26 protein-coding genes are annotated in these 23,568 nt (G+C 50.4%); 10 read left to right on the top strand and 16 right to left on the bottom strand.

Annotated features, from left to right (window positions below):
* The first annotated feature begins 118 nt into the window (after window positions 1-118).
* From CX650_RS10975 to CX650_RS10990, 3 genes are all read left to right on the top strand, one after another.
* The gene (locus CX650_RS10975; protein ID WP_101095844.1) at window positions 119-379 is read left to right on the top strand and encodes a hypothetical protein; all 261 of its coding nucleotides are present in this window, start codon (window positions 119-121) and stop codon (window positions 377-379) included.
* A 236-nt stretch (window positions 380-615) separates the two neighbouring features.
* Window positions 616-1,428, top strand: a complete 813-nt coding sequence (locus CX650_RS10985; protein WP_101095846.1) for a hypothetical protein — start codon at window positions 616-618, stop codon at window positions 1,426-1,428.
* A gap of 31 nt (window positions 1,429-1,459) precedes the next feature.
* A complete protein-coding gene (locus CX650_RS10990) occupies window positions 1,460-1,717 on the top strand; it encodes a hypothetical protein (protein ID WP_099659516.1) in 258 nt (85 codons plus the stop codon).
* 123 nt (window positions 1,718-1,840) lie between these two features.
* Here the strand turns inward: CX650_RS10990 and CX650_RS10995 are convergent, their stop codons facing one another.
* From CX650_RS10995 to CX650_RS11005, 3 genes are read right to left on the bottom strand one after another with little or no spacing between them, the layout of a single operon-like run.
* The gene (locus tag CX650_RS10995) at window positions 1,841-2,200 is read right to left on the bottom strand and encodes a hypothetical protein (protein ID WP_101095847.1); all 360 of its coding nucleotides are present in this window, start codon (window positions 2,198-2,200) and stop codon (window positions 1,841-1,843) included.
* A 2-nt stretch (window positions 2,201-2,202) separates the two neighbouring features.
* Entirely contained in the window at window positions 2,203-3,366 is a 1,164-nt protein-coding gene (locus CX650_RS11000) for a hypothetical protein (protein WP_101095848.1), read from the bottom strand.
* On the bottom strand, window positions 3,359-3,745 hold the full coding sequence (locus CX650_RS11005) for a hypothetical protein (protein WP_101095849.1): 387 nt from the start codon (window positions 3,743-3,745) through the stop codon (window positions 3,359-3,361). Before CX650_RS11005 ends, CX650_RS11000 begins: the two co-directional genes overlap by 8 nt.
* A 932-nt stretch (window positions 3,746-4,677) precedes the next feature.
* On the opposite strand from CX650_RS11005, the gene CX650_RS11010 reads away from it, so the two are divergent.
* Window positions 4,678-6,036, top strand: a complete 1,359-nt coding sequence (locus CX650_RS11010) for a biosynthetic peptidoglycan transglycosylase (RefSeq protein ID WP_229800121.1) — start codon at window positions 4,678-4,680, stop codon at window positions 6,034-6,036.
* Window positions 6,037-6,112: 76 nt separating this feature from the next.
* Here CX650_RS11010 and CX650_RS11015 read toward each other — a convergent pair whose 3' ends face one another.
* Window positions 6,113-7,315, bottom strand: coding sequence for an IS4 family transposase (locus CX650_RS11015; protein WP_101095850.1), 1,203 nt, complete (start codon window positions 7,313-7,315; stop codon window positions 6,113-6,115).
* Window positions 7,316-7,471: 156 nt separating this feature from the next.
* On the opposite strand from CX650_RS11015, the gene CX650_RS11020 reads away from it, so the two are divergent.
* The gene (locus CX650_RS11020) at window positions 7,472-7,933 is read left to right on the top strand and encodes a HEAT repeat domain-containing protein (protein WP_101095851.1); all 462 of its coding nucleotides are present in this window, start codon (window positions 7,472-7,474) and stop codon (window positions 7,931-7,933) included.
* Between the two features lie 963 nt (window positions 7,934-8,896).
* Here CX650_RS11020 and dpsA read toward each other — a convergent pair.
* Window positions 8,897-9,367 carry a DNA starvation/stationary phase protection protein DpsA gene (gene dpsA, locus CX650_RS11025; protein WP_100144124.1) on the bottom strand — a complete coding sequence of 157 codons (471 nt, stop codon included), beginning with the start codon at window positions 9,365-9,367 and terminating at the stop codon, window positions 8,897-8,899.
* 278 nt (window positions 9,368-9,645) lie between these two features.
* Between dpsA and CX650_RS11030 the strand changes: the two genes are divergently transcribed.
* Both CX650_RS11030 and rimI read left to right on the top strand, forming a co-directional pair.
* Window positions 9,646-9,981, top strand: coding sequence for a DNA polymerase III subunit psi (locus CX650_RS11030; protein ID WP_101095852.1), 336 nt, complete (start codon window positions 9,646-9,648; stop codon window positions 9,979-9,981).
* Window positions 9,945-10,436, top strand: a complete 492-nt coding sequence (gene rimI, locus CX650_RS11035) for a ribosomal protein S18-alanine N-acetyltransferase (protein WP_167388641.1) — start codon at window positions 9,945-9,947, stop codon at window positions 10,434-10,436. The genes CX650_RS11030 and rimI overlap by 37 nt, the downstream gene beginning before the upstream one ends.
* A gap of 148 nt (window positions 10,437-10,584) precedes the next feature.
* On the opposite strand, the gene lipA is transcribed toward rimI, so the two are convergent.
* The 5 genes from lipA to CX650_RS11060 all read right to left on the bottom strand — a co-directional run bounded on the left by lipA (window position 10,585) and on the right by CX650_RS11060 (window position 14,955).
* Window positions 10,585-11,550, bottom strand: coding sequence for a lipoyl synthase (lipA, locus tag CX650_RS11040; RefSeq protein WP_025009861.1), 966 nt, complete (start codon window positions 11,548-11,550; stop codon window positions 10,585-10,587).
* A complete protein-coding gene (gene lipB / locus CX650_RS11045; RefSeq protein WP_039035899.1) occupies window positions 11,543-12,202 on the bottom strand; it encodes a lipoyl(octanoyl) transferase LipB in 660 nt (219 codons plus the stop codon). Before lipB ends, lipA begins: the two co-directional genes overlap by 8 nt.
* 137 nt (window positions 12,203-12,339) lie before the next feature.
* Entirely contained in the window at window positions 12,340-12,606 is a 267-nt protein-coding gene (gene ybeD / locus CX650_RS11050) for a DUF493 family protein YbeD (protein ID WP_028781166.1), read from the bottom strand.
* A gap of 135 nt (window positions 12,607-12,741) precedes the next feature.
* Window positions 12,742-14,550 (bottom strand): aminopeptidase P family protein, encoded by a 1,809-nt coding sequence (locus tag CX650_RS11055; protein ID WP_101095853.1) that lies wholly within the window; start codon window positions 14,548-14,550, stop codon window positions 12,742-12,744.
* A 141-nt stretch (window positions 14,551-14,691) separates the two neighbouring features.
* Complete coding sequence (locus tag CX650_RS11060; protein WP_101095854.1) at window positions 14,692-14,955, bottom strand: hypothetical protein; 264 nt, start codon at window positions 14,953-14,955, stop codon at window positions 14,692-14,694.
* Between the two features lie 115 nt (window positions 14,956-15,070).
* On the opposite strand from CX650_RS11060, the gene CX650_RS11065 reads away from it, so the two are divergent.
* Window positions 15,071-16,261: an MFS transporter gene (locus CX650_RS11065; protein WP_101095855.1), complete on the top strand. Its 1,191-nt coding sequence runs from the start codon at window positions 15,071-15,073 to the stop codon at window positions 16,259-16,261.
* 84 nt (window positions 16,262-16,345) lie between these two features.
* On the top strand, window positions 16,346-17,122 hold the full coding sequence (locus CX650_RS11070; RefSeq protein WP_039035887.1) for an ROK family protein: 777 nt from the start codon (window positions 16,346-16,348) through the stop codon (window positions 17,120-17,122).
* 31 nt (window positions 17,123-17,153) lie between these two features.
* Here the strand turns inward: CX650_RS11070 and CX650_RS11075 are convergent, their stop codons facing one another.
* Window positions 17,154-17,474: a hypothetical protein gene (locus CX650_RS11075; RefSeq protein ID WP_039035888.1), complete on the bottom strand. Its 321-nt coding sequence runs from the start codon at window positions 17,472-17,474 to the stop codon at window positions 17,154-17,156.
* A 162-nt stretch (window positions 17,475-17,636) separates the two neighbouring features.
* Between CX650_RS11075 and CX650_RS11080 the strand changes: the two genes are divergently transcribed.
* Window positions 17,637-18,863, top strand: a complete 1,227-nt coding sequence (locus tag CX650_RS11080) for a M24 family metallopeptidase (protein WP_101095856.1) — start codon at window positions 17,637-17,639, stop codon at window positions 18,861-18,863.
* Window positions 18,864-18,991: 128 nt separating this feature from the next.
* Here CX650_RS11080 and CX650_RS11085 read toward each other — a convergent pair whose 3' ends face one another.
* Genes CX650_RS11085 through CX650_RS11105 form a run of 5 tightly spaced genes read right to left on the bottom strand, consistent with a single transcriptional unit; the run spans window position 18,992 to window position 23,510 of the window.
* Window positions 18,992-19,645, bottom strand: coding sequence for a tetratricopeptide repeat protein (locus tag CX650_RS11085; protein WP_101095857.1), 654 nt, complete (start codon window positions 19,643-19,645; stop codon window positions 18,992-18,994).
* On the bottom strand, window positions 19,632-20,477 hold the full coding sequence (locus CX650_RS11090; RefSeq protein ID WP_101095858.1) for an SDR family oxidoreductase: 846 nt from the start codon (window positions 20,475-20,477) through the stop codon (window positions 19,632-19,634). Before CX650_RS11090 ends, CX650_RS11085 begins: the two co-directional genes overlap by 14 nt.
* Window positions 20,478-20,491: 14 nt before the next feature.
* On the bottom strand, window positions 20,492-21,163 hold the full coding sequence (locus tag CX650_RS11095) for an iron-containing redox enzyme family protein (RefSeq protein ID WP_101095859.1): 672 nt from the start codon (window positions 21,161-21,163) through the stop codon (window positions 20,492-20,494).
* Entirely contained in the window at window positions 21,163-22,794 is a 1,632-nt protein-coding gene (locus CX650_RS11100; protein ID WP_101095860.1) for an AMP-binding protein, read from the bottom strand. The genes CX650_RS11095 and CX650_RS11100 overlap by 1 nt, the downstream gene beginning before the upstream one ends.
* Window positions 22,791-23,510: a thermostable hemolysin gene (locus CX650_RS11105; protein ID WP_101095861.1), complete on the bottom strand. Its 720-nt coding sequence runs from the start codon at window positions 23,508-23,510 to the stop codon at window positions 22,791-22,793. Before CX650_RS11105 ends, CX650_RS11100 begins: the two co-directional genes overlap by 4 nt.
* Window positions 23,511-23,568: the final 58 nt, after the last annotated feature.

Consider the following 23,568-nt stretch of genomic DNA (forward strand, 5'->3'; position numbering starts at 1 on the left):
TTTTAGGGGCTCAGGCCCCTTTCTTTTTTGTCCAAATTGGGCACTTTGGCGTGCCATCTAAAGCTTGCTCACCTGAGAAAATATTAGCTCAAAGAGAGTAAAGATAAATGAGGACACTATGGCGGCAGAGATTCAAGTTAACGGATTAGTACTTCCAATAAATGACGCTCACATTCATCAAAGACGAGGTGTAACTGCGGCAAGAGCAGAATCTGGTGAACCTCTTCATTTCACGGTATTGAAGTGCCTCGATGGTCGATACACGAAAACATATTGTGGACTCGCCAGAGTCGATAACACCGATGACTTTTTGAAGATCATGGAGTGGGGAGATCACTTCGAACCTATTGCTTCTTGGTATCAAGGCGGCACTCAATGATTACCAGTATTTTCAGAAAAATCTTCAGAAGAGAGCCCAAGCCAGATCTGTACTCTCAACTATCCAACCTTGTAGCTGAAATGCGGACTTATCAGGCTGAGATCGAGCGCTTTCATGCAGATATAGAGGCGTCAGCTAGCCACTTTGAACACATTACCGAGCCCAATAATTTCATTAGCGCAGAGTGGGTTAATGGAAACCTACATGTAAAACATCGTCATTAAGAGGTAATTGGAATGGAATTGAACGAAAAAGCGAAAGTTGCGGCGCTCTATCAAGAACTTAGCAAAGCTGATGTCTCCGACCCTAACAAGTTGGTTGGGCAGCTTGAATCGGCGGCTAAGTCAATTGTGCAGAGTATGAATAGTCATCCTATTAAAGATGAGCAGATTAAAACTAGCGTTTTTGAGCATGCTCACATGAATGAGCAGTATCGACAGCTATCTGAGCAGCAGATGAAAATTGTTGATTCTGTCCAGTTGCTAATGAAGCAGGTTGAAAGCATGGGGCTCGATAAACCAACCCAAGATAACTGGCTTTCTAAAACGCTTTCTAACTATCAAAGAGGTTATCTGGAGAACGATATTTTCACTGAAGCAGCGGGAGCCATGGTTTGGATGGCTGCAAAGGCTATCCAGAAAATCTTTTTTGAGCCAGATAATGCTAAGCAACAACAAGCTGCCCAGGAACTAAAAAAAGATATTGGGAAAATGACAAAAGCCCTTGGTGTTGAGTTATCCCGCCTTCAACTAGAGGTAAAAACAGAACAGCGGCATGGACTGATGTCAGATGCCATAAGCAATGCCAAACGGCTAGAGCAAAGTGGCCAACAGAAGGAGGCGGATAAGCTGATAGTTAGTACCTATAACAAGCTATCTCACTCTGCCAAGAAAGAGTACAGCCAATATCAACCTCGCCCAGAACATCAAAAATCTATATCCCAGGCTCAATCGAGAGAAAAAGAACGCCAAGCTGCATCGTCAATTCAGCACCAACAACACAGTGAAAAAAGAATCGACCGCGACAAAAAACAGTCAATTGGTCGTTGAGAATTACATTCAAATAAATGAGGAAACTGAAATGAAAAAAGCAATCTTAGCAGTGGCAATCGCATCTATGCTCTCTTTGGCTGGGTGTGCTGCGAACCCTGATCGAGTGGATGGCGTAATGTTCACCATCGAGAAAGCTAGTGACGGCGAGCCTCTTTGTCGTTTCGTCTACGATCCTGCCAAGGTCACACAGGCTAATTGGGAGGAAGTAGGGCAACGCCTGCGCTCGGCATATGGCAGCAAGTTAGAACAATGCACCAGGTTTGAAAATGTGGAGGCCAAGGAATAAAGCGTAAACCCTAAATGTTGAAGTCACATTCAAATAAATGAGGAAACTGAAAAAAATACAAACAAAGGCAGGAAATCCTGCCTTTTTATCTGTATTTGAAGAATGCTAAGCTAAGTAATAAAACTATTTTTCTTGCTCTGCCTCCTTCAATGCTTTTCTCATCTCAGCTAAGTCTCCTTTGAGGTCATCCATTGACTCACCGCTATCCGCTTCCAACTGAGAGCGAAGTTTTTTGAGTTGCTTTATTCGCTCGTTCCGTTCAGCGTTTTCCGACGAGAGGAGGGCCTTATCATGCTGGTTGGGTAGATCAAACTCAGCCCAAGCCTTAGAGAAGTCACGATGAAACTCTTCCGAGCGGATTTGTTGCTGAACTTCATGTGTTTTTTGTTGGATAAGAACTTCCTGCCTACCAGTTAAGGCAAAGTAGATCACAATGGCTGTGATTGGGCAGGCAATGATGATGCCATACAGTACAGATTTCATTTTTAATTACCCCCTTTTATACCTGGCTGAGACACTGTGAAGCTTGCCTCCGTGGAGTTGCTGAGATTGGATGCTTCCTCAGTTTGTAATCGTTCAGACGTTCTCATTGAAAGGTTTCGGGACTTGGATGAGCGGTTGTCGGTGCTTGCATACTGAGTATTAGACGTTGATGCTTCTTTTGAGTTAGTTCTGGTAGTCGATAATGAAAAAAGAGTGTCGTGATTTAATGATGTCTCCAGCTCCCATGACTCTCCAAAGAGTGAGTTTCCTCGGCCAAAGACAGTGAACTCGCCAATTGAAGCTGATAGATTTTTTGGATCAGCAGAAAAAGAGCCACATGACCATTCGTATTTTCCTTCATACTGATACCCTCGTGTCGATGGCACTACGCAGTTCCTTCCAAATTGTCTATCTACTATCTTCAAGGCCTTTTCTGGTAAGTCATTACGTATGAGCTGTTTACTCATTGCCTTGGCAAGCGCCATTTTTATCGCTGACTTGCCACTTCCGTTGACCGAAATCCCGCTTGATATTTCATCCAGCGTTGCTTCTGCTACAAGTCCGTAGACTGCCCAGCAAACACCTTCTCTTTTTAGTCGTTCAGATGGAACTCTTATAGATGAAGGCATGCCAGTGGTCGCCCAGTTGAAAGCTGCCTGTTGCAACTCAACTTGGCATTGTCCCAGTGTTTTTTCTTTGTTCCAGGCCATGCAGGCCTGAACGCTTGTAACTAAGGGTTTGGGTTCTAACTCTGGAAATTGTGGCGCTTGTGGGTTCGTAATGAGCGAACAATTTCTGATGACGTTTGCTGTTTTCCCTCTTACAGATTTGCCTTTTTCGACATAGGCAAATAGCTCTACAAGAATAGAAAGTGGGGCTGTTTTTACAGAAAGACGGTTAGCCTTTTGGTATTGCTGCCTAGATGATGTTTCGTTTGCATCACGCATTGATGTGGAGGTCGTGTCTCGTTTTTCCTCACCTTTTCTTGCTTCTTCTCCTTTTTGGCGTTGTAACTCCATGCTGGTCTCATCGTTCAGTGTGGTTTCTCTTTGGGTGCGCTTTTCTTGTGAGGATTTTTGACCCACAGTGGCGCTTTCCTGAGCAAGTGTAACGTTTGAGTATGCAATTAATGCAAAGGCCAGCAAACTCAATGACTTTTTAATCATGTTGAAAAGCCTCCTTGAGCAATGTGATTTGTGAGATGCTTTTGATGCTTGGCTCTACCAGCCATGCGTATCTGTACCTTTGAATGCTTTTACAGAGCGTAACTATGTACTGATCTGCATCCTGAGGTACTGAATGGATTTCCCCATCTTCTTCTGCGGCCATAAAATCAGAAAAATCATCAAAGGCTGCTTTGCTTAGGTACTCAGCCAAATGAGTTGCATCCTCAGAACTCTTGCACAGCAAAACCTCCGGCCAGAGCAGGTCACCATCTGGCCCCCGATTGCCGGGCTGATCGGGTGGGTCTAACCTGACGACCCAAACTTCTCTTAGCTCATGTGCTACAACTAGGTGGAGCAGCTCAATGCCATTTAACTTCATAAAAATAACTCCGTGCTTAGTGAACGGAGCCATTATCCCGCTGATAATTGCCGAGATTGGCACGCCAAACTGCCCAATTTGGACAAATGTCTTGTCTGTAGAGTCAGAAGGAAATTTCCAGATTTTGACTTAGGTTGGTGTTACTGGTTGAACGTATATAAATGAATTTAAAAAGATATTTATATTTCGTTACATGTCACGAATGTAAAATGTGACATGTAACGCCATTGCAAGGGCATATGTGGGAACATTGCACGTTTAAGCCTTGGATATATTGGTTGGCTGCACGATTAACCCCTTAAACCTATGGGATGGCTGCACGATAGGGACTACCCAAAGCCCAATTGGGGGCGTTTACTGAACAAAATGAAGGCCAAATCACTTGTATGCGGACTTTTTCGTTGGTCTGAGAGCGTATGTGGGGCCGTTGCACGGTTAACTAGGAGGTCTATGGGAACGTTGCACTGTTGCTAAACTCAGGTTTTTAAAGCTTATGAACAGGGCTAAGTTGAGGCGAAGAAAGTTATGCCCCCAAACGAGTTGAGTCGTTGTCTGTGGCGAAGTCAAACGCAGACTTTCTCGCCTACAAATTTTCATTCATTTCACTCAAATGTTGTCTTTCGTTGAAAAGCCTAAACGCTGGACGGGCATACAGTCATATTGCAATCATGACGATTTTTATCCCAACTTTGTGCGTGTTTTCACATTTAAAGATAAATAAATATGATTAAAATCATGTAATTACAAAAAACCTTAGGTTGGATAATAGGTTTGGGAAACGCGCATGCGCGTTTTTCCAGATGGTGAATTTAGCAAAATGCTGATAAGTTCATTACATACAAATAGTTAACTGTGCGCGTTTTCACTGGTCCAACGAGGTAAACGCGCATGCGCACTAATAAAATGTTAAGCAATAAAATGGAAATCGTACATTGATCGAAGAAGACTATAAACAAGGATGGCGACAGCACTTTCCTACTTACCATTTTGATGATCGCGATATTGCTTTAGAGGAGTATAAGGTTTCAGCCAAGAACCTAGAATCAGAAGAAAGGGTTTTTCTAAACGCATCAAATGTGACGCTTGTTTCATCGGCTGCATTAGGGTCGTTATTGGTTGGTTCTTCAAGCCAACTAATAAGCGTTTTTAGTGGAGTAATTCCACCGTACATTATTTCATTAATTTTATTGTCTATAATTATTGGGTTCTCATTTATAAGTCTAAAGTATTTTTCTGACCGACAAAGGGCAATTGTTTTTTCCGGAAGAAAGGTCATTATATTGAGGCGAATGCTGGGGTTAAGTTACGGAAATGTCCAGCTCTTGCTGCCCAACTGGAGAATCGAAGGAGCGGATCAGCCGCTTGCTCTGAGATTATTCCCCGGTTGGCTAACATATGCGGCTTACCCTTTCTGGATTATTTCAATTATTTCAAGCTCGGTAGTATTATTCTTGAGCGCCTACTTTATTAAACAGAATCCTGGTGTTATTCCAAAGGAAATTAATTCAATTTTTATTTTGTTAATGGGATTTCTCTGGTTTTTAACTGCAATGGTTATCTATCGGTTATCTTTGTTAGATACTCATGAAACATCTCGGCTTCTATTTTATAAGTTCTTATCTAGAATCATAGGGCTGCCATTAACTGAAAATACTGAGTACATCGCATATCGAGCTAAATTGGCAGTCTATGAAACTGACAGGCTCAAAATATCTACCATAAATATCAAGAAGTTTCTCGTTTTCATTGAGGATAAAGACTTCTATAGTCACTCTGGAATTAGCTATAAATCGCTTGCTCGAAGTTTATTAGGCTTGATTAATATTAAGCCAAGATCCGGAGGTTCAACCATTGTGCAGCAGCTTGTGCGAACGCTATTTATTACAGATTTAAGCAAAACAAAAAGGCGTAAATTTATTGAGTTGGCATTGGCACCGTGGATTACGAGCGTTTTTAGTAAAGATCTAATTCTAGATATTTATATCTCGTCCGTGCGCTTCGAGCGTCGATGCTTTGGTGTTGTCGCAGCCATGAATCACTTCTGGGGTAATACAGAGAAAAACCCAACTAATGCGCAAGCTTTCTTTCTCATTGAAAGGGTAAGTAATATTCGGTCAAAATTGCTTGTTAATAAAATAATTGAAACAGTTAGATCTGCAAAAGAGAACGGGCTATTGATCGATGACGATATAAAGAGCCTTGTTGATTTATACTATGATGCTGTAGAAAGGGGTAAAATCACAGCAGATCAAACCGAATTACTTAAATTGGCTGAAGGTGTAAGTGCTTAACAAGTCAATCAACTACGCGCCTTCGGCGCCGGACGCAGCTAAGCTGCGCCGGTTATTGAGGCGCTGGAGGATCCCCTCATAATTCTGGCCTCCCAGAGATGTTAACCAGTTTAAGAAATTCACCCCAAGCCCAGCGAAAATGCGATTCTTTGATTGAGTATTCCGGACGTCGTCTCACTTCTTTGCCGAGCCGGAGTATAGATAGCACGTTTCTGTCACGTATCGTATTGGCTTGAAACCTCCGCTGCCATCCCAGATGCCTGGCTGCCAGACCGATGCACCAAAGCAGGATTTCTGCCAACAAAGCTATCAGCAACAACACATCATAACGGCGCGGACAACGACTGCGGCTTTGTCTGAGTCCCATGCCGTATTGGGGACTTTTGAGGTCGCGAAAGGTTTCTTCTATCTGCATCCGTCTGGCATAAAGTTTGACCACCTGCGTTGACGAGAACGCCTCCGTAGGCAAGTTGGTTGCCAGTAACCAAGGCTCTTTACTGCCAAGACGGTAACTTTGTTGTGTCGTATGATTGCGTCCTGCTTTGGATGACCGCTTGTCGGCTCGATATTTCGGCGCAGCCTTGTACAGATGTAAATGACAGCGCATAGGCGATTTTCGTCCCAGTTTTACGTAACCAATATGCCGGGCTTTCGCCGTGGCGGAGGGATAAAGCGACTTATTCGACTGCCATTGGGCATTATTGGCCAGGAGAAAGCCGACATCCCCACGGACATGGCCAAGCCAAAACCAACCATATCGTTCCACCTCCCGAAACCAGGTATTGCGGTAACCCGCATCGGTGACAATCAGTGGACACACATGGGACGGCAGCATCTGTGCCAACTCCGCCAAGAAGGCGTTATGACTGCGGGGAGCATTGTAGTCGGCAAACTTGAAAGTACGCTCATACAGGGTAACCGAGCGCCTTTGCACACTGACAGAGGCTCGCAATGTCATCATCCGCAATTGTTCACGGACATCAGACCAATCAATGAGGATTACCGGCATGGGATTAGCTGCACAGAGTAACTTGGCATGCCATTGATAAATAGCGAATTTATCAGAGTGTAGATGCGGGTTGCCGAGTAGCCTGTCTATCCGTTTGATGTTGTGCTTTGGCGCCACCGCACCAGAGATATTGCGACCAAGTTGAGTGAGTGACAACTGATTGCCATCAAGTAATGCTTCTGTAGCAACCATCAGAGAATTAAGCCGTTTTTGATGTATTTGCGGGCATTGCTTTTTGAGTAAATCGTGTAAGATATGGACATCACGCATGGTGTTGGATCTGGTAGTTTTTTGGCGAAATCAATTAGATCAATCAACACCATGCGTGTCTACTGAATTGAATAAAAAGGGAATTATCTGGGGATTCCCTAGATTGAGGCGTTAGCAATATTATTCAACTTCAAGGTTTAAAAATGAGGATATAAAATGACAGAAAACAATGGCTTGGAAAGTAAAATCAAAGGTTTAGTTAAAGCAGCGAATTGCAAAACCAGTTGGAAAAAGAGACTTTCGGCATTGCAAGAGATCAAATCTATAGATTGTCGTGAGAGACAAGATGTAGTTATTCGTTTGGCTCTTCATGACAAGGTTTACAAGGTAAAGGAAGAAGCATTTCGTATTGCTCAAAGTTTAGGGTTTACTAAAAATGGGCAGCCAATTAAGTTGGGGCGCAAAAATATCGGCTATAAGCCAAAGGACTTTACTAAAATTTTTCAGCGTATTAAACGTGAGAAAAAAATGGATGAGTTCGATTTAAGCCTATTTCGTGAGCACTTTGAAGTCGTTGCCCCTGAAATGTTCGATGTGATGCTATATGAAAAAGGTAAAAAATTTGATGCATGGCTTGAAAACTCGTTCCAATCTTTACCCAAGCCTAAGGCGGGCTAAATATTGCTAACAAGCGCATTAACGCGGAACGTCTTTCGCTGCGCTCAAGTCGTCCGGTTATGTGGACGTTAACCCATAGATATTTTTATCCGAAGCAGACGAGTTAGAGTTAATGCTTTAACTCGAAATTGTCCATAAATGAGGTTACACGCTCAGAGTCATTTTTTGACTATTCAATGATTTGAGAGAGCTAACAATCAATCAGAAATGCTTTCAATTCACATGTAGTATGTTATTTTTCTAAAAAGCAGGTCGCCATCAGAGATAGTGGGTGTAGTGGCATAGTGACTATTTTTTGAGTAATCATAAAAAGGACAAAGAGTGCTGAACGATGGATATGGTTATTTTTCGGGGACTACCATAAAAGTGTAGTAGTTAAGTATGCGCGAATAGGTATCCTTTTTTTGTGATTAAAATAGTTAGAAATTAGCAATTTAAAACATTAAAAATCATGTGTTTATTCGATGTTTTTTCTAGTTTAATTTTCTAAGGAAAATCTTATCCAATTGATTTTTATGATTTAAATAACTCACTCCAAAACCGACGGTTGCGGGTTCGAGTCCTGCCACCCCTGCCACATTCCAGACGGCNATTTTCTAAGGAAAATCTTATCCAATTGATTTTTATGATTTAAATAACTCACTCCAAAACCGACGGTTGCGGGTTCGAGTCCTGCCACCCCTGCCACATTCCAGACGGCCTGCATAGCAATATGCGGGCCGTTTTCCTTTTGTAGATATCATAAAGTGCTTGAGGTCGATATGGACCCGTTTATTTACCACCTAGCACTGTCAGCTTGCAGATATCTTTAAAACTACTGTTACAGGGTTAAACCCTGCCCGGTGCCAAATAAGATAACGGCTCACGCAACACGCGTAAGCCGTATAGATTGATACTCAGTTTGTTTCAGCATTAGCCGCTAATTCATACCGTTTCTGAACGCCGTATCAAAGTGATGCCAGATTACTGCACTAACAAGCTGCGCAGCATCCAGGCGGTCTTTTCATGCAGCTGAATACGCTGGGTCAGCAGATCTGCCGTTGCTTCGTCATTGGCTTGGTTCACCAGAGGGTAGAGTGCCCGGGCGTTGCGAATAATGATCTCCTGGCCTTCCAGCAGTTCCTCAAGCATCTGTTTGGCATCTGTGATGCCTGAGTCTTCTTTGATTTCGGTCTGAGCGGCGTAGGCGCTGTAGGAGCCCAAGGCTCTTTCACCCAGGGCTCTGACCCGCTCTGCTATGATATCTACCGCGGCAGCCAATTCGGTGTACTGTTCTTCAAACAGTTGGTGTAGGCTGGTGAACATGGGGCCTGTCACGTTCCAGTGGAAGCTGTGGGTTTTGAGATAAAGGCTGTAGGTGTCAGCAAGTAAGCGATTCAAACCGTTGGCTATTTCCAGGCGATCGGCTTGGTTGATCCCGATATTGATATTCATAATATAACCTCCGTAAATGAGCTGTTTTCTATATTACTCCGGAAGCTAATTAGTTAAAGTGAATAGAATAGATGTCTGCAATCGATTTTGTTTGAGTGGATTGCCAGGGGATTTGCTCTCAGGTCACAGACAGTTGCTGAGCAAGCTGGTATTCTAAAGCGCTTAACTTGGAAGCTCTGTTGCGGGTTTCTTTCAGTCATTTTTGCCCTTCTTGTTCGTCCCTCGCTATGGGTTTTGGGCGACATTTTCAAACTGCGTTAAAGCGGAGCGCAATCACCATGAATAAATATTTGCACGCCATGGGAATAGAGCTGTGGCGCAGTAGACAAGACTCTCCCGCCCAGGTGCCTTTCATGCTGTTGGTGCCTGATGCTGACGAGCGTGTATTGCAACATCCCCTGGTGCTTAAGGTGTTGGCGTTATTGGGATTGGAGGCAGGGCAGTGCAGCGTCGGTAATCGGCCTGTGGCTGGGCAAGAGGTGATATGGAATATGTTCCCTGAGCCTGTTGAAGGGGCCTGGCTACACTCATCGCAGCCGGCGCAATTAATGTCAGGCAGTGAGGGCAAGCGCGCCCTATGGCAACAGATTTGGCACAGATTGGAGGCGAAGTGACTGAGGTTATCGCAATCAGAGCTTTGGAGGCCAATGACCTCGACGAGATGATGAAAATTGAACAACTGGCCCACGAGTTTCCCTGGAGTGAGGCGACTCTGGGTAGTTGCTTTGGTCGTTTTTACCGCGCTCTGGGGTTATATCTAGGACAAGAGCTTCAAGGCTTTTGCTTGCTGCAGGTCTTGTTCGAGGAAGCGACCCTGATGAATATCTGTATCGCTCCTGCCACACAAGGTCAGGGGTTGGGGCGGCAACTATTACAGGCGGCAATCGAACTGCTTAAAGAGACTGGTGTGGAGAGACTATTGCTGGAAGTCAGGGTGGGTAATGCTGCCGCTATCGCCTTGTACCGACGCCTGGGCTTTATTGAGACCGGCTCCAGGGCCGATTACTATCAGGCCAAAGAGGGCCGGGAAGATGCTCTGTTGATGGAGTTGTCTCTTCACGCCTCTTAGCTCTCCTTGGCTCTTAGAGCATCCCGGCTAATATGGCTAGAGGCTGTTATGTCAGAGCTTTTGCCGCTAACCCTAAAGTTTTAAATTGTGCCCATAAATAGAAAAACAGCGCCTGTGGGCGCTGTTTTTTTAGGTGCTTGGGCTTGGTCTATTTGACCTCTTTCCCCTGGGCCTGAAGGTCTGCATGGTAGCTTGAGCGAACCAGCGGGCCACAGGCTGCGTGGGTAAAGCCAAGTTCGGTTGCCAGGTTGTGGAAGTCGTCAAACTCCTTGGGAGTCACGTAACGCTCCACCGGCAAGTGGAATTTGGATGGCTGCAGATACTGGCCCAGAGTCAGCATGTTGACATTGTGAGCGCGCAGATCTCTGAGCACCTGTTCAATCTCTTCATTGCTTTCACCGAGTCCGAGCATGATCCCCGATTTAGTCGGGATATCCGGATGACGCTCTTTAAAGCGTTTGAGCAGATCCAGTGACCACTGATAGTTGGCACCGGGACGGGCCTTACGATAGTGAGCCGGAGCCGTTTCCAGGTTGTGGTTGAATACATCCGGTGGCTCGGTCGCCAGAATATCCAGCGCCTGATCGATACGGCCGCGGAAGTCAGGCACCAAGATCTCTATCTTGATCTCAGGGTTGAGTTTGCGGATCTCACGGATACAGTCGGCGAAGTGCTGGGCGCCGCCGTCACGCAGATCGTCACGATCCACAGAGGTGATCACCACATACTTGAGCTTCATATCCTTGATGGTCTGTGCCAGCTTGAGAGGCTCCTCGGCGTCAGGCTTGAGTGGGCGGCCATGGGCTACGTCACAGAAGGGACAACGCCGGGTACAGATGGCGCCGAGGATCATAAAGGTGGCTGTACCATGGTTGAAGCACTCGGCCAGGTTTGGACAGGAGGCTTCTTCACACACTGAGTGCAAACCATTTTTACGCAGTGCCTGTTTGATATCCAGGATCCGCTGATTGGAAGATGGCAACTTAACCCGCAACCAATCGGGCTTGCGCAGCATGGTGTCGCGCTCTGATGGCACAACTTTGACCGGGATACGGGCGACCTTTTCGGCGTCCCGCAATTTCACGCCGGGCTGTAATCTTTCTGGCCTATTCATATGACTCTGCTAATCCTTGGTGATGCACTGTTTGCTCATAGCCCAAACGCTGGCTAAAAGTTTCAATCAGGTGTTGGCCTGCCTCCTCGACACTCTGGGGGCCACCGAGTGCTTTGCACTGGGCCATTTCGAGTCCGGCATAACCACAGGGGTTGATACGACGAAAAGGAGCGAGATCCATGTCGACATTCAGCGCCAAGCCGTGGAATGAGCATCCCTTACGGATCCTCAGCCCCAAAGAGGCTATTTTACGCTCCTCGACATAGACACCCGGCGCATCGGACTTGGCATAGGCCGGAATATCGAAGCGCTTGAGCAGCTCCACCAGGCTTTGTTCTATGTCGGTAACCAGCTGTCTTACCCCAAGCTTGCGCCGTTTGATATTGATAAGAGGGTAGGCGACCAATTGCCCCGGGCCATGGTAAGTTACCTGGCCGCCGCGATCCACCTGGATCACCGGGATATCGCCGGTGTTGAGTAGATGCTCACTCTTACCTGCCTGGCCTTGGGTGAAAACCGGTGGATGCTCCACCAGCCAGAGTTCATCCGGGCTGTGTTCGTCACGGGTGTCGGTATAGTGCTGCATGGCATGCCATACAGTCTCATAATCCATGTTACCCAAGTGGCGGATATGCAATGTATTGTCTGGCAAGGGCAACGTCTCCCCCTCTGTTTGAGATGATAGCAATCAGTATCAAGCTGTGCTCACTCTCTGATACCGGCAGGTATTATACGCTTTGGCAGGAAAAATGTAATACAGATCACACTTTCTCTGCCGAGTGCCAGGTATCAGAGTACCCGGCGAACGCCTTCAATAGCGGCAAGTTCAGTGTACAAGGTTTCGATATGTTCCTTGCTGGTCACTCTCACATTTATGGTCACCGAGATGTAGGTGCCTTTGCTGGAGGCTTTGGTGGTAGGACTGTAATCGCCGGGGGCGTGCTTCTGGACAACTTCGACTACGCGGTCGGCCAGGGTATCGCTGGCATCGCCAACCACTTTAAATGGGAAGGAGGTTGGAAACTCCAGATACTGATCAAAGGTGGTACTTATCATGGGATTGAGATTCTCATGGCAAAATAATAACAGCTATATGGCGGCTATTATATCCCAATTCAAGGGGCGGATCTTCTCGTGAATAGCACCGAGAGTTTGACAAAGGGCGCCGGCCATTGACGGCGCCCTTGGGCGTTACAGCGGCGAGGTAGCCTGTTCGAGCCAGGCCAGTGATTCGCCACTCATCAGCGGTGACAGGGTCTGATAAACGCGGCTGTGATAGTCATTGAACCAATTGAGCTCAGCTTCAGTAAGCAGACTCTTGTCTATCAAGCGTTTATCCATAGGGATCAGAGTCAGAGCGTCGAACTCGAATATCTCCCGTTCGGCCCCTTTGAGCGCTTCACAGGGGCGTACTTCCACCAGGTTTTCCAGACGGATACCGAAGGCATCTGCCCGGTAATAGCCGGGCTCGTTGGAAAGCACCATTCCGGGCAGCAAGGGGATGGCATTGAGGTTCTTGCCTATTCTTTGCGGGCCTTCATGAACGCTGAGGAAGTGGCCAACACCATGGCCCGTGCCGTGGTCGTAGTCAAAACCGTGCTGCCATAAGTATTGACGGGCGAAGGCATCCAGTTGTTGCCCCGTAGTGCCCCGCGGGAAGCGGGCCTGATCCAGGGCGATATGCCCCTTGAGCACCAAGGTCACCATTTTCTTTCGCTCGGCGCTGACTTCACCTATGGCTATGGTGCGGGTAACGTCTGTGGTGCCGTCCAAATACTGGGCGCCAGAGTCCACCAGATAGATGCTGTTCATCTCCATCATGGCCGGAGTGCCGTTGAGATGGTTATAGTGGCACATGGCCGCATTGCCGCCGGTGGCGGAAATAGTGTCAAAGCTTGGCTCGCGGTAGAGGGGATCCTCAAGGCGATAGCTCTCGAGCTTATCAGCCAGAGTGCCTTCATCATAGAGTCGGCCAGCAGCCACTTCGGCATCCAGCCAAGCCAGAAAACGGCTCACGGCAACGCCGTCACGGATATGACTGGCGCGCATTCCCTGCAGTTCGGCACTGTTTTTACAGGCCTTGGGCAGTGCCACAGGATCGAGTCCGGCGATCAGTTTGGCGCCGGCGGCTTTGGCCTGTAATTGGCTGAAGGCGTTGGCATTATTGGGATCGGCTAAAAGTTTTCTGCCTTCAAGCGCTTGCAGCGCTTCGGCGAGTTCCGCCTCGGCGCGGAAGCTGACACCGGCCCCTACGTGGGCTTCAATCCCCTGGGGTAACTTGGCAAGCTCGGTAAACAGTGTCATCTCACCATTGGCTTCCAGTAGGGCACAGCCCAGTACCACGGGCAACCTGGGCACGTCCTGACCGCGGATATTGAGTAACCAGCAGAAGGAGTCCAGCGCCGCTATCAGCGCCACATCGGCACCGGCCTTTTTCACCAGGGCGCCGATTTCACTGCGCTTCTGTTCGCTGCTCTTGCCGGCAGACTCGGCATTGAAGAGGATAATGGGCTTGTTTTCCGGCACGGGTCTGCCTTGCCAGTGCAAATCCACCGGGTTGTCGTCAAGCGCCACCAGTGTCATCCCCGCCTTGCTCAGCGTGGCTTCGGCATCCAGCTGCCAGGCCAGGGTATGCAACCTGGGATCGTAGCCAATGCGGCAACCGACCGGCAGCTTTTCTGCCAACCATTGTGCCTGGGGCATATCTGTCAAGCTCTCATAACTGAACAGGGTCGAGTCCACCTGTTGCCTCACCTGCACTGTGTAGCGGCCATCAGTAAATATGGCGGCGCAGTCCTTCATCACAATCGCCATCCCCGCCGAGCCGGTAAAGTCGGTCAGCCAATGCAAACGCTCGTTGTGCGCCGGCACATACTCGCCGAGATATTCGTCGGCACGGGGCTGGATAAAGGCATCGAGTTGGTGTTTAGCCATTTCGCTGCGCACGGCATTAAGCCGTAATGCGATATGGGGGCTCTTGGGGGATTGTGATTGCAACATAGGGGCTCCGCTGATGGTCGGCTTGGCTACTCTTGACCGACCTTGTCTTTATGAGTGATAGCGGATTATGGCAAGCCCTGAAGTCGCTTCGCAAGGGCTTGCATGAGGAAATCCTTGTGGCAGCTGTAAAGGGGGTCCAAGTCAATTGCTGCCAAACAGAGTCGCTATGCCCACCAGAAAGGAGCTAACCAGAGTTGCCATTACGCCTTTACTGACATCTTCACTGCGTACTCTGTCATCGCTTGGTTGTTGATCCCGCACCTGCTTTTCATTGCGCTGCTCGACATTGTCGGCCACGTTGTCATAGAGATCCTGAGAAGGGGAGTAAGGCTGGTTACTGCAGCCTGCCCCCATGCCCAGAAGCAAGGTCAACAGTAGCACTCTGATACAGTTTCGCTTTCCCACAATGTTCTTCCTTGAATGAAAATGTTAAAACTGATTATCTTAGGTTAACTCTATGTGTATTTATTAGCCTGTTCAAGGTTTTTATCTGTCTCGATTTTTATTCAAGGATGCCTTTATGCCGCTAAATGTTTGGGTGTTGATGTTGGCGCAGGCCTTTGCCATGAGTGCCACACCTATCATGGTATTGCTCGGAGGCATAATAGGGGCAGAGCTGAGCCCGGTTCCCTCGCTGTCGACATTGCCTATCGCCATGATGGTTGTCGGAGTTGCTGTGGCGATTGTGCCCATCAATATCTTGATGCAGCGTTTGGGTCGGCGACGGGTATTTATCGGTGGCGCCCTGCTGACCAGTGTGGCGGGTGTTATGGCGGCGCTTAGTGTTTGGTATGCCCAGTTCTGGGGATTTTGTGCCAGCGGTCTGCTGCTCGGATGCGGTGGCGCCATTATTCAGCAATACCGGTTTGCCGCCATGGAGTCAGTGGCGCCGACTCTGTCTGCCAAGGCCGCCAGCCGGGTGTTGCTTGGTGGTTTGCTCGCCGCCTTCCTCGGGCCAGAACTGGCCTTGCTGGCCAAGGATATTTTGCCGGTAACATACTCTGGGGCCTTTTTGATGGTGACTCTGGTCGGTGTGCTGGCGCTGGTATGCCTGCTGTTTTATCAAGATGACGGCCCGGTACTCAAAGCCTCCAAGATTGAGCGTATGGATATTCGGCCATTGTCGGTTATTTTGCGTCAAAGCCGACTCTGGGTTGCCTGCGGCGCTGCAGTTATAGGCTATGCCTTGATGAGTTTTATCATGACGGCGACCCCTGTGCATATGCATCACATAGAGCATCACAGCCTTGAGGATACCAAGTGGGTGATCCAGAGCCATGTGATTGCCATGTATCTGCCTTCGCTGATAAGTGGCTACCTGATAGCCCGTTTGGGGCATACCCGCATCATGTTGGCCGGGCTGGCGCTTTACTGCCTGACCTTGGCTCTGGCGCTGGCGGGGCGTGACCTGCTCAACTATTGGAGTGCGCTGGTGATGTTGGGTGTGGGTTGGAACTTCCTGTTTGTTGCCGGCACTTCGCTGTTGCCTGGCTGTTATCGCCCCGAGGAGAGGTTTACTGTGCAGTCTTTCAACGATTCTCTGGTATTTGGCTCTCAGGCGTTGGCCTCTCTGGGGGCCGGCTGGGTCATTTATCAGCTTGGCTGGCAGTTGCTATTGGTGATCTGTATTCCCGCCATTGCGACCCAACTTATCCTGATAGCATGGTGGAAGTTAAGTAAAAGCAAAGCGTTACAAATAACAGAACCTTGATGATTAGGTGCGGTGCCGGCAGCACTGTGCTAACATCTTAGGCCGTCTACCGCCTCTGGCGGTACGGTAAAAAGGGGTTTATTGATGTCGACATTAACGATCGAAGTGGGGACTGAAACCGCGCTGTTTCAGCTGCGGCAAGGGGAAACAACAGAACAATATAAAATCCCCACCGGAGAGAATTTCACCATAGCAGATCTCAATCGGCAATTGGCTGAACTTGAATCTGATTATGGGCTTGCAAACTACCGTCTGGCACTGGCCTTCCCCGGCATGGTGCGAGACAACCAACTGATATCCTGCCGAGCCTTGCCTGCACTGGTGGGGCTTAACCCGGAAAAGCTCAGTAGCCGTGGTGAACTGGTGGCCATCAGCAATGATATCCACGCCGGTCTGCACGCCATTGCCAGCGTAAAACACCAGTGTGAACTCTTGGTGATGTGTGGCACAGGGATCGGTATGTCACTGGCGCTCAACGGCCGGGTGTTCAGCGGTGCCAATGGCCTGGGCGGTGAGCTTGGCGCTTGCCGGGTGATGACGGAGTCGGGGGAATTCAGCCTCGAACAGTTGGCCAGCGGCGAGTCGGTACGGCGTCGACGCTTGCGTAACCCGGTGGAACTCTACCGCGCCGGGGCTTATTTGGGGATGGGCATAGCCTGGGCGGTTAACCTGCTCAATCCGCAAAAACTCTGGCTCGCCGGTAGCATGTTGGCCAATGCCGACTACTACAAGGGCTGTGTCAGCGGTGTTAAAGACTTGGCGGTTCCAGCCACTGTCAGTCAGTGTCAGATAAGTCGGGTCGACGATATGGAGACCTTGGTCTGCCGCGGCCTGCAAGTAATGCTGATGCAACAGGCCTGATACTCTGGCTCAAGGGGGGAGACATCCCCCTTCAAGCTGGTTCCTGGCAGGCCTGACGCATCTTCAACCAGAAGGCCCTTTGGCACAGGTTGCTGAAGGCTTTTTGTTTTGGGCTGATATCGTTTCCTTTCAGCACCCGATAACGGGTCCAGTTATCTTCGCAAAGCTCGCCGATGTTGGACCGGTTTGGCTCCTGTTCCAGCTCCTGCTGTTTTTCGATAATGGCGCCATCGGCAAAGTGATATTGCCATAAACCTTCATCGTCCGTGGTGTGAATTTGCACCGACTCCAACAGCTCAGTGCAGCTTGTTCGTCCCTCTATAGCCAGAATATAGTTGGCAAGATCCTGCATATTGTACTCCCGCGTTTGGCGCAAGCAGCATATCAGCGGTCACCGGAAATTGGTAATTTCGTTTGTACTTTAAAATTTGCATGCAATATTTGCATACAATATATTAAAAATCCGAAACAGATTAGTACCCAATTAATAAAAACAATCAAGCAGGAGAAGTCTATGAGCACAGGCGTTGGTGGCTCAACCCCGGAGCAGGAGTTGGCAAAGCTGGTGGATATGACTCGGGATGTCACAGCGGTGGATGCCGCCGAATTCAAAACCAGGCAACAAAATGCCCAGGCGCTGATGCAAGAGTTGGGGATAGATGCCCTCTATCTCAATGCCGGCACCAATCTTTACTATTTCTCCGGCCTGCGCTGGTATGCCAGTGAGCGTATGGTCGGGGCGATTTTGCCCTGTCGTGGTGAGCTGGAATACCTGGCGCCGGCATTTGAGCTCGACACCCTCAAAGGCTTTATGTTGCAGCCTGGGCAGGTTAACACTTGGCATGAGCACCAGAGTCCCTATGCGCTGTGCCGCAATGTGCTTGAGCGCATGGGCTGTCTGCGCCCGGGCGCCGTTCTGGCTATAGATGAATCGGCCCCTTTCTTTTTGTTTGATGGCCTGCGTGAGGCTTGCCCCGAGCTTGCCTTTGTCAACGGCGCCAAGATTAGCGCCCAATTGCGAATGCATAAATCGCCCGCCGAGCTGAGGCTGATTCAGCGGGCGATGGATATGACGCTCGAAGTGCACAAGGCCGCCGCCAGAATATTACGCCCGGGGATCAGTACCGCCGAGGTGGAAGATTTTATCGATAAGGCCCATAGAGCCGTGGGTGCCAATGGTTCCTATTTCTGCATAGTACTCTTTGGTGAAGACAGTGCCTATCCCCATGGAGTCAAGTCGCCCAAGACGCTGGCGCCGGGCGACACTGTGTTGATAGACACAGGCTGTCAGCTGCATGGTTACAACTCGGATATTACCCGCACCTATGTATTTGGTACGCCAAGCGAGCGGCAGCGGCAATTGTGGGCACTGGAGCAGGCAGCGCAGCGGGCCGGTTTTGAAGCGGCGGCTTTAGGTGCGCCCTGCAGTGGTGTCGACAAGGCGGCCAGAGCCGTGTTGGAAGCGGCCGGTTTCGGGCCTGGATACCAACTGCCGGGACTGCCCCATAGAACGGGCCACGGCATAGGCCTGGATATTCATGAGTGGCCCTATCTGGTTGATGGCGACAACACCCCACTGGCCGTTGGTATGTGTTTTTCCAATGAGCCCATGCTTTGTGTGCCCGGCGAGTTCGGCGTTCGCCATGAAGATCACTTCTATATGACGGCAGAGGGGCCACGCTGGTTTACCCAGCCGGCTAAGTCGATTGACGATCCCTTCGCGCAGGGGGATAAGTTGTAACAGTTCCTTGCCCGGATAACAAAACCATCAGTCAGCCTGTATTGGCTGACTGATATTGGGCTGAGCTCGAAATCAAGCGCCAATCATGTCCATCAAATGCAATCTTTACCGGTAAAAATTGACTGACGTTAGCTGTTATCGCGATAGGCGGCGATTTTGGCGAGTGCAGCCTTGATTTCCTGCTTGCGACCCGCATCTGCCAGCTCGCGCCCTGGCCTTGGGGCGGCTTCGAGCGCTTTTTGCAGGAAAGGCAGGGCTTCGTCATACCTGTCCTCTTCCAACAGGAAGTCGCCGTAAAAGTAGTTGCTGTCTATACCATCGGGGTTGAGCTCCAACGCTTGTTTCAGCAACTCCTCGGCCTTGTCATCGTCCCCAAAGCCCAGCGGCCAGCCGGGCACCTTGTAGTAAAGCACCCCGAGACTGGTATAGGCAGAGCCCTTGAGCGCGGTGGGATCTTGCTTAAGCGCCTGCTCAAAGTCACTACGAGCCCGCTTGGCATATTTGAGGGCACCGAGGCCGCCGCTGACCCCGGCATAGGTAGAGTTGATAATGCCGTGCCAGATGCGCACGCCCGTACTTTGAGGGTGGGACTGCACCGACTCATCTGCCAGCTTCAGCAGTTTGACAAAGGCTTTTTCCTGCTCGTCGCCGCTGAGTTGATAGTTGTTGATGGCCCAGTCGTGTTGCAACTGTTTGACAGCCAGATCGCTGGCGTCATTGGCCCAGAGCGAAGGACTCACCAGCAGCGCTGCGCTCAGGCACAAGAGTTTAAATGGCTTCATGTTTCTCTCCTTCGGTGATGGGGTTGGCCGTGTCTTGTGTTGGCATGGCCCTTTGGCAAAACTGGCGGATAAGTGGCAGTTTCTTGCGGGTATCATTGTTAACCAGGCCAGGCAGCAGGGCGTTTATCCGCACAAACAGCTTTTCCGGCCAGCCGATAAAACGGCGGCCCCGGCGATTATCGGCCAGATCGCGACAGAGGATGTCGGCCACCCATTCAGGGCTGTCCTGACGGTTGCCGAGCGCCGAATTGAGCTGGCGCATCGACTCAGTGTTGAGTTCGGTATCCGTGGCTCTGGGGGCGAAATAGAGCACCTTAATCTTGCTGTCGGCCAACTCCCGCTCCAGTGATTCGGTAAAGCCCCTGAGGCCAAATTTACTGGCACAGTAAAGACTGGAACCCGGGTAGCCTATGCTGCCGAGAATGGAGCCGACATTGATGATGGCGGCCTCGGACTGGCGTTTGAGCAAGGGCAGCAGGGTGCGGCAACAGTTGATGGGCGCCTCCAGGTTCACCGCCATCATGGCGCGGGTATCACAGGTGTCGCTGGCTTCCAACATGCTGAGTTGATTGACTCCGAGGCAGTTGATCAACACCTTGGGGCTGAACACCCCGGCGGCCTGGCGCAGCTGGCATTGACCGCCACTGCAGGTCAGATCGGCGCTTAAGGTGTGATGTTCTCCGGCAAGGCCCTGTTTCAGGGCATCGAGCTTGGCTTGATCCCGGCCGCAGAGCAGCAGCCTGGCGCCTTTGGCGGCCAATGCCCTGGCGATGGCGCTACCGATGCCGCCACTGGCGCCGGTGATGATGACATTCAAATGTTTGAGTTCCATATTGGTCACCGTTTTCAGGAGGCCAGCGCCAAGGCCTGGGCCGGCGCCAGCTCGCGAAAGATGTTGCCGTAGAGGCGGTAGAAGTTGTTGGCGGCGTGAATGATTAAGGCTTGTTCTTCGGGATCCTCAATCTGGTTCATCAGCCCTTCAAAGAAATGGATATGTTGCTTGTCCAGCTCGCCGTGAGACTTGAGATAACTGAAGGCCGAATCCGGCAGCCCCAGGCGCGATTGCACTTTCTCGGCCGCCAGCAGCGCCAGATTGATGCTGGTGCCTTCCAGTACATTGACCATGCCGAAAAAGCCCAGCGGACTTACCCGATTCACCATGTCGTAGGCGTAAGCCACCATGAGTTCGGTGGCAAACAGCGGCGTGCTGCGTCTGGCCTTTTCCTTGTCAAAACCGCAGGCGGCTATGTCATTGAGGATCCACTCCTGGTGGCCTTGCTCCTCTTCGATATATTCGGCTACCGCCACCCTGAGCCATTCCTTGCTTTCCGGCAGTCTGGCGCCTGTGGCCATGAGCAGCGGCGAAGTGTGCTTCACATGGTGATAGGCCTGGTGCAGGAAGGCGACATAGTCCTCCAGGCTTATCTCTCCTTGCAGGCATTTGCCTATGATGGGACTGGCCTGCAGATACTCGCGGCCGCTCTGGGTTGCTTGTTGTAATTGGTCGTAGAAATTCATTATAAGGTTCCCTCAAGATATAGGGTTTCAGATAGATAGAGCTGTTCTATTTGAGCGGCCAGGGCGCTCAGCAGTGAGGCGCGCTTGACCCTGCCATTGGCGGTGGTGTGAAGCTTGAGCTCGGTTTCATTCAGTCTTATCCAGCGTTTGATCCTGGCATAGTCGGGCAGTATGGCATTGACCGCATCCAGCCAGGTCTGGAGTTGCTCATCGCTGACTTGGTGCGGAGCGCACAGTAGCGCGCTGAGCCAGGGCCTGGCGTCGCCAAGGACCATACACTGACTCAACAGCGGTCTGGCCATCAGCGCCGACTCCACCCACTCAGGGCTGATATTGCGGCCAAAGGAGCTGATAAGCAGATGCTTGCGGCGCCCGCTAATGGTGAGCACACCTTTATCGAGTTGGCCAAGGTCGCCGGTGGCGATTTCTCCCTGGCCCCAAGTCTCGGGTTGGTCGAGATACCCCAGGTGACTGGCGCCGCTGACATGGATTTCGCCGCCGCGAATGGTGACTTTGCAGTGAGGCAACACAGTGCCGGCAAAGCCGGGAGTGTCTTTGTCCGGGGTGTTGAGCGCCACGACGGAGCCACATTCCGACAGGCCGTAACCTTCATAAACCGGCAATCCAAGCTCCCTGGCTCGCATTAGCAACTCGGGAGCGACCTTGCCGCCACCAACGGCGACAAAGCGCAGTGAATCTGGCGCTTGCCAACCTTGCTCGCAGGCCCCGACCAGCAGTGTCAGCAACTGAGGAATGAGGATCATGCTGCTCGGCTGCGCTCGGCTTATGGTCTGCAGCAGCGCCCGGCTGTCGAGTCTTGAGCTGCCGTGCATGCCGCGGGCTTTATCCGAGGGCAGCAGCACAGTGCCGCCGCACAGCAAGGGGCTGTAGATACCGGCGATGTTTTCCAGCAAGGTGCTCAAGGGCAACAGACAAAGATGCCTGGGGCTGGGCAGGGCCGTGACTTTTGCAAGCGATTCGGCCACCCGCCATTGATGCTCGCTGCTGAGACACACCCCCTTGGGGTTACCGGTAGAGCCTGAGGTAAAGGTAATTTTGGCTGTGCCCTGTGGGGCTTGCGGAAAAGCCGTCCTACTCTCGGCGCAAACACTCTGTTGGCCCGGATGCCCGTCGCAGAGCTGTCCCTCAGATAGCCGCTCGTCATATAACTGTCTGCCGTATAAATGCCAGCCGTATAGATTGCAGCCCAGTTCACTGAGACCTTGGTACGGCGCAAAGCCCTTTGGCAAACAAGGCTGAATTTGTGGGCTTTCGCTCAGCACCAGCTCAACCGAGGTTTGTTCAAGGCAGTTTGCCAACTGCTCTTGGGAGAAAAACAGCGGCAAGGGCAGGCAAAGAACTCCCGCCTGCTGGCAGGCGAGATCCAGTATCGCCCACTGCACACTGTTGCCGGCATGCAGTGCCAGGCTACGGATATTGAGGCGTTTGAGGAAATCACTGTAGCGGCGGATTTCTGTTTTCAGTTCAAGGTAGCTGAGTTGCCACCCAGCATCGCTAAGGGCAATGGCCTGATCTTCGCCGTTGAGTTTGCCCAGGACATCCCAATCAAGGTTGGTTCCGGTGCCTGACTCAGAGATATTGGCTTGATTTAATTGAGGTGATGGAGTCATAGGCTTGATTCCCGGGTTCTGGCATAAGCCAATTCGGCCGCCATGGTGTTGATATCCGATTCGTGCCTTTGTGCCAGTCGTCTCAAGCGGGGACTGGTTTCTATCACTTCTTGGGCGAGGCGCAGATCGCCAATCATGACTTTGGGGTTGTTGCGGTAGTAATTGCCCCAGATGGCGCTGTCACCTTCCAGTCGCTCAGGATCGGCGCTGCACAGCAGCATGGGCGAAAAGCCCAGCAGTTTCATTAGCGCTTCCACCTGCTCTGTGACGGTAAAGACCATATACTCAAAACCGGCTCTGGCCAGAGTGGCGGCAAGCAGTACCAGCAGCAGGGGCCCTGAACTCTTATTGGTGAGTGCCAGATTGCCCACTTCCACCAAGGAAGCCCTATCCACCGGGCGTTTGGCCAGCAGTGCCACCTGTTGCTCTATGGGGGCTTCTAGGTATTGCTCCAGAAACAAGGGATAGTAACACCCGGCCCTGAGGCCGAAGGCGCCCTGAGGCTGACCTTTAATGGTCAGTTGCAGTAAGAAAGGCAAAAACTCCTTGAGCCTGGCGCCATGCACCTGAAAGTATTTGGCGGCGATATAGTCTTCGACCTCAGTGCGGCCCTCTGCCTGTTCATGGAACAGGCGACACTCGGGAAGCACATGAGGCGGGTTGGCAGAATGTGGGACGTCCTTTTCCAGGGCAGACAGGGGAAACTGCTTGACCATAGAGATACTCCGGATCTGTTAACCAGTATCCAAAGCCTAGAAAAGCAGTCTTAAGAAA

The organism is Shewanella indica, assembly GCF_002836975.1.
GTDB classification, from domain to species: domain Bacteria; phylum Pseudomonadota; class Gammaproteobacteria; order Enterobacterales; family Shewanellaceae; genus Shewanella; species Shewanella indica.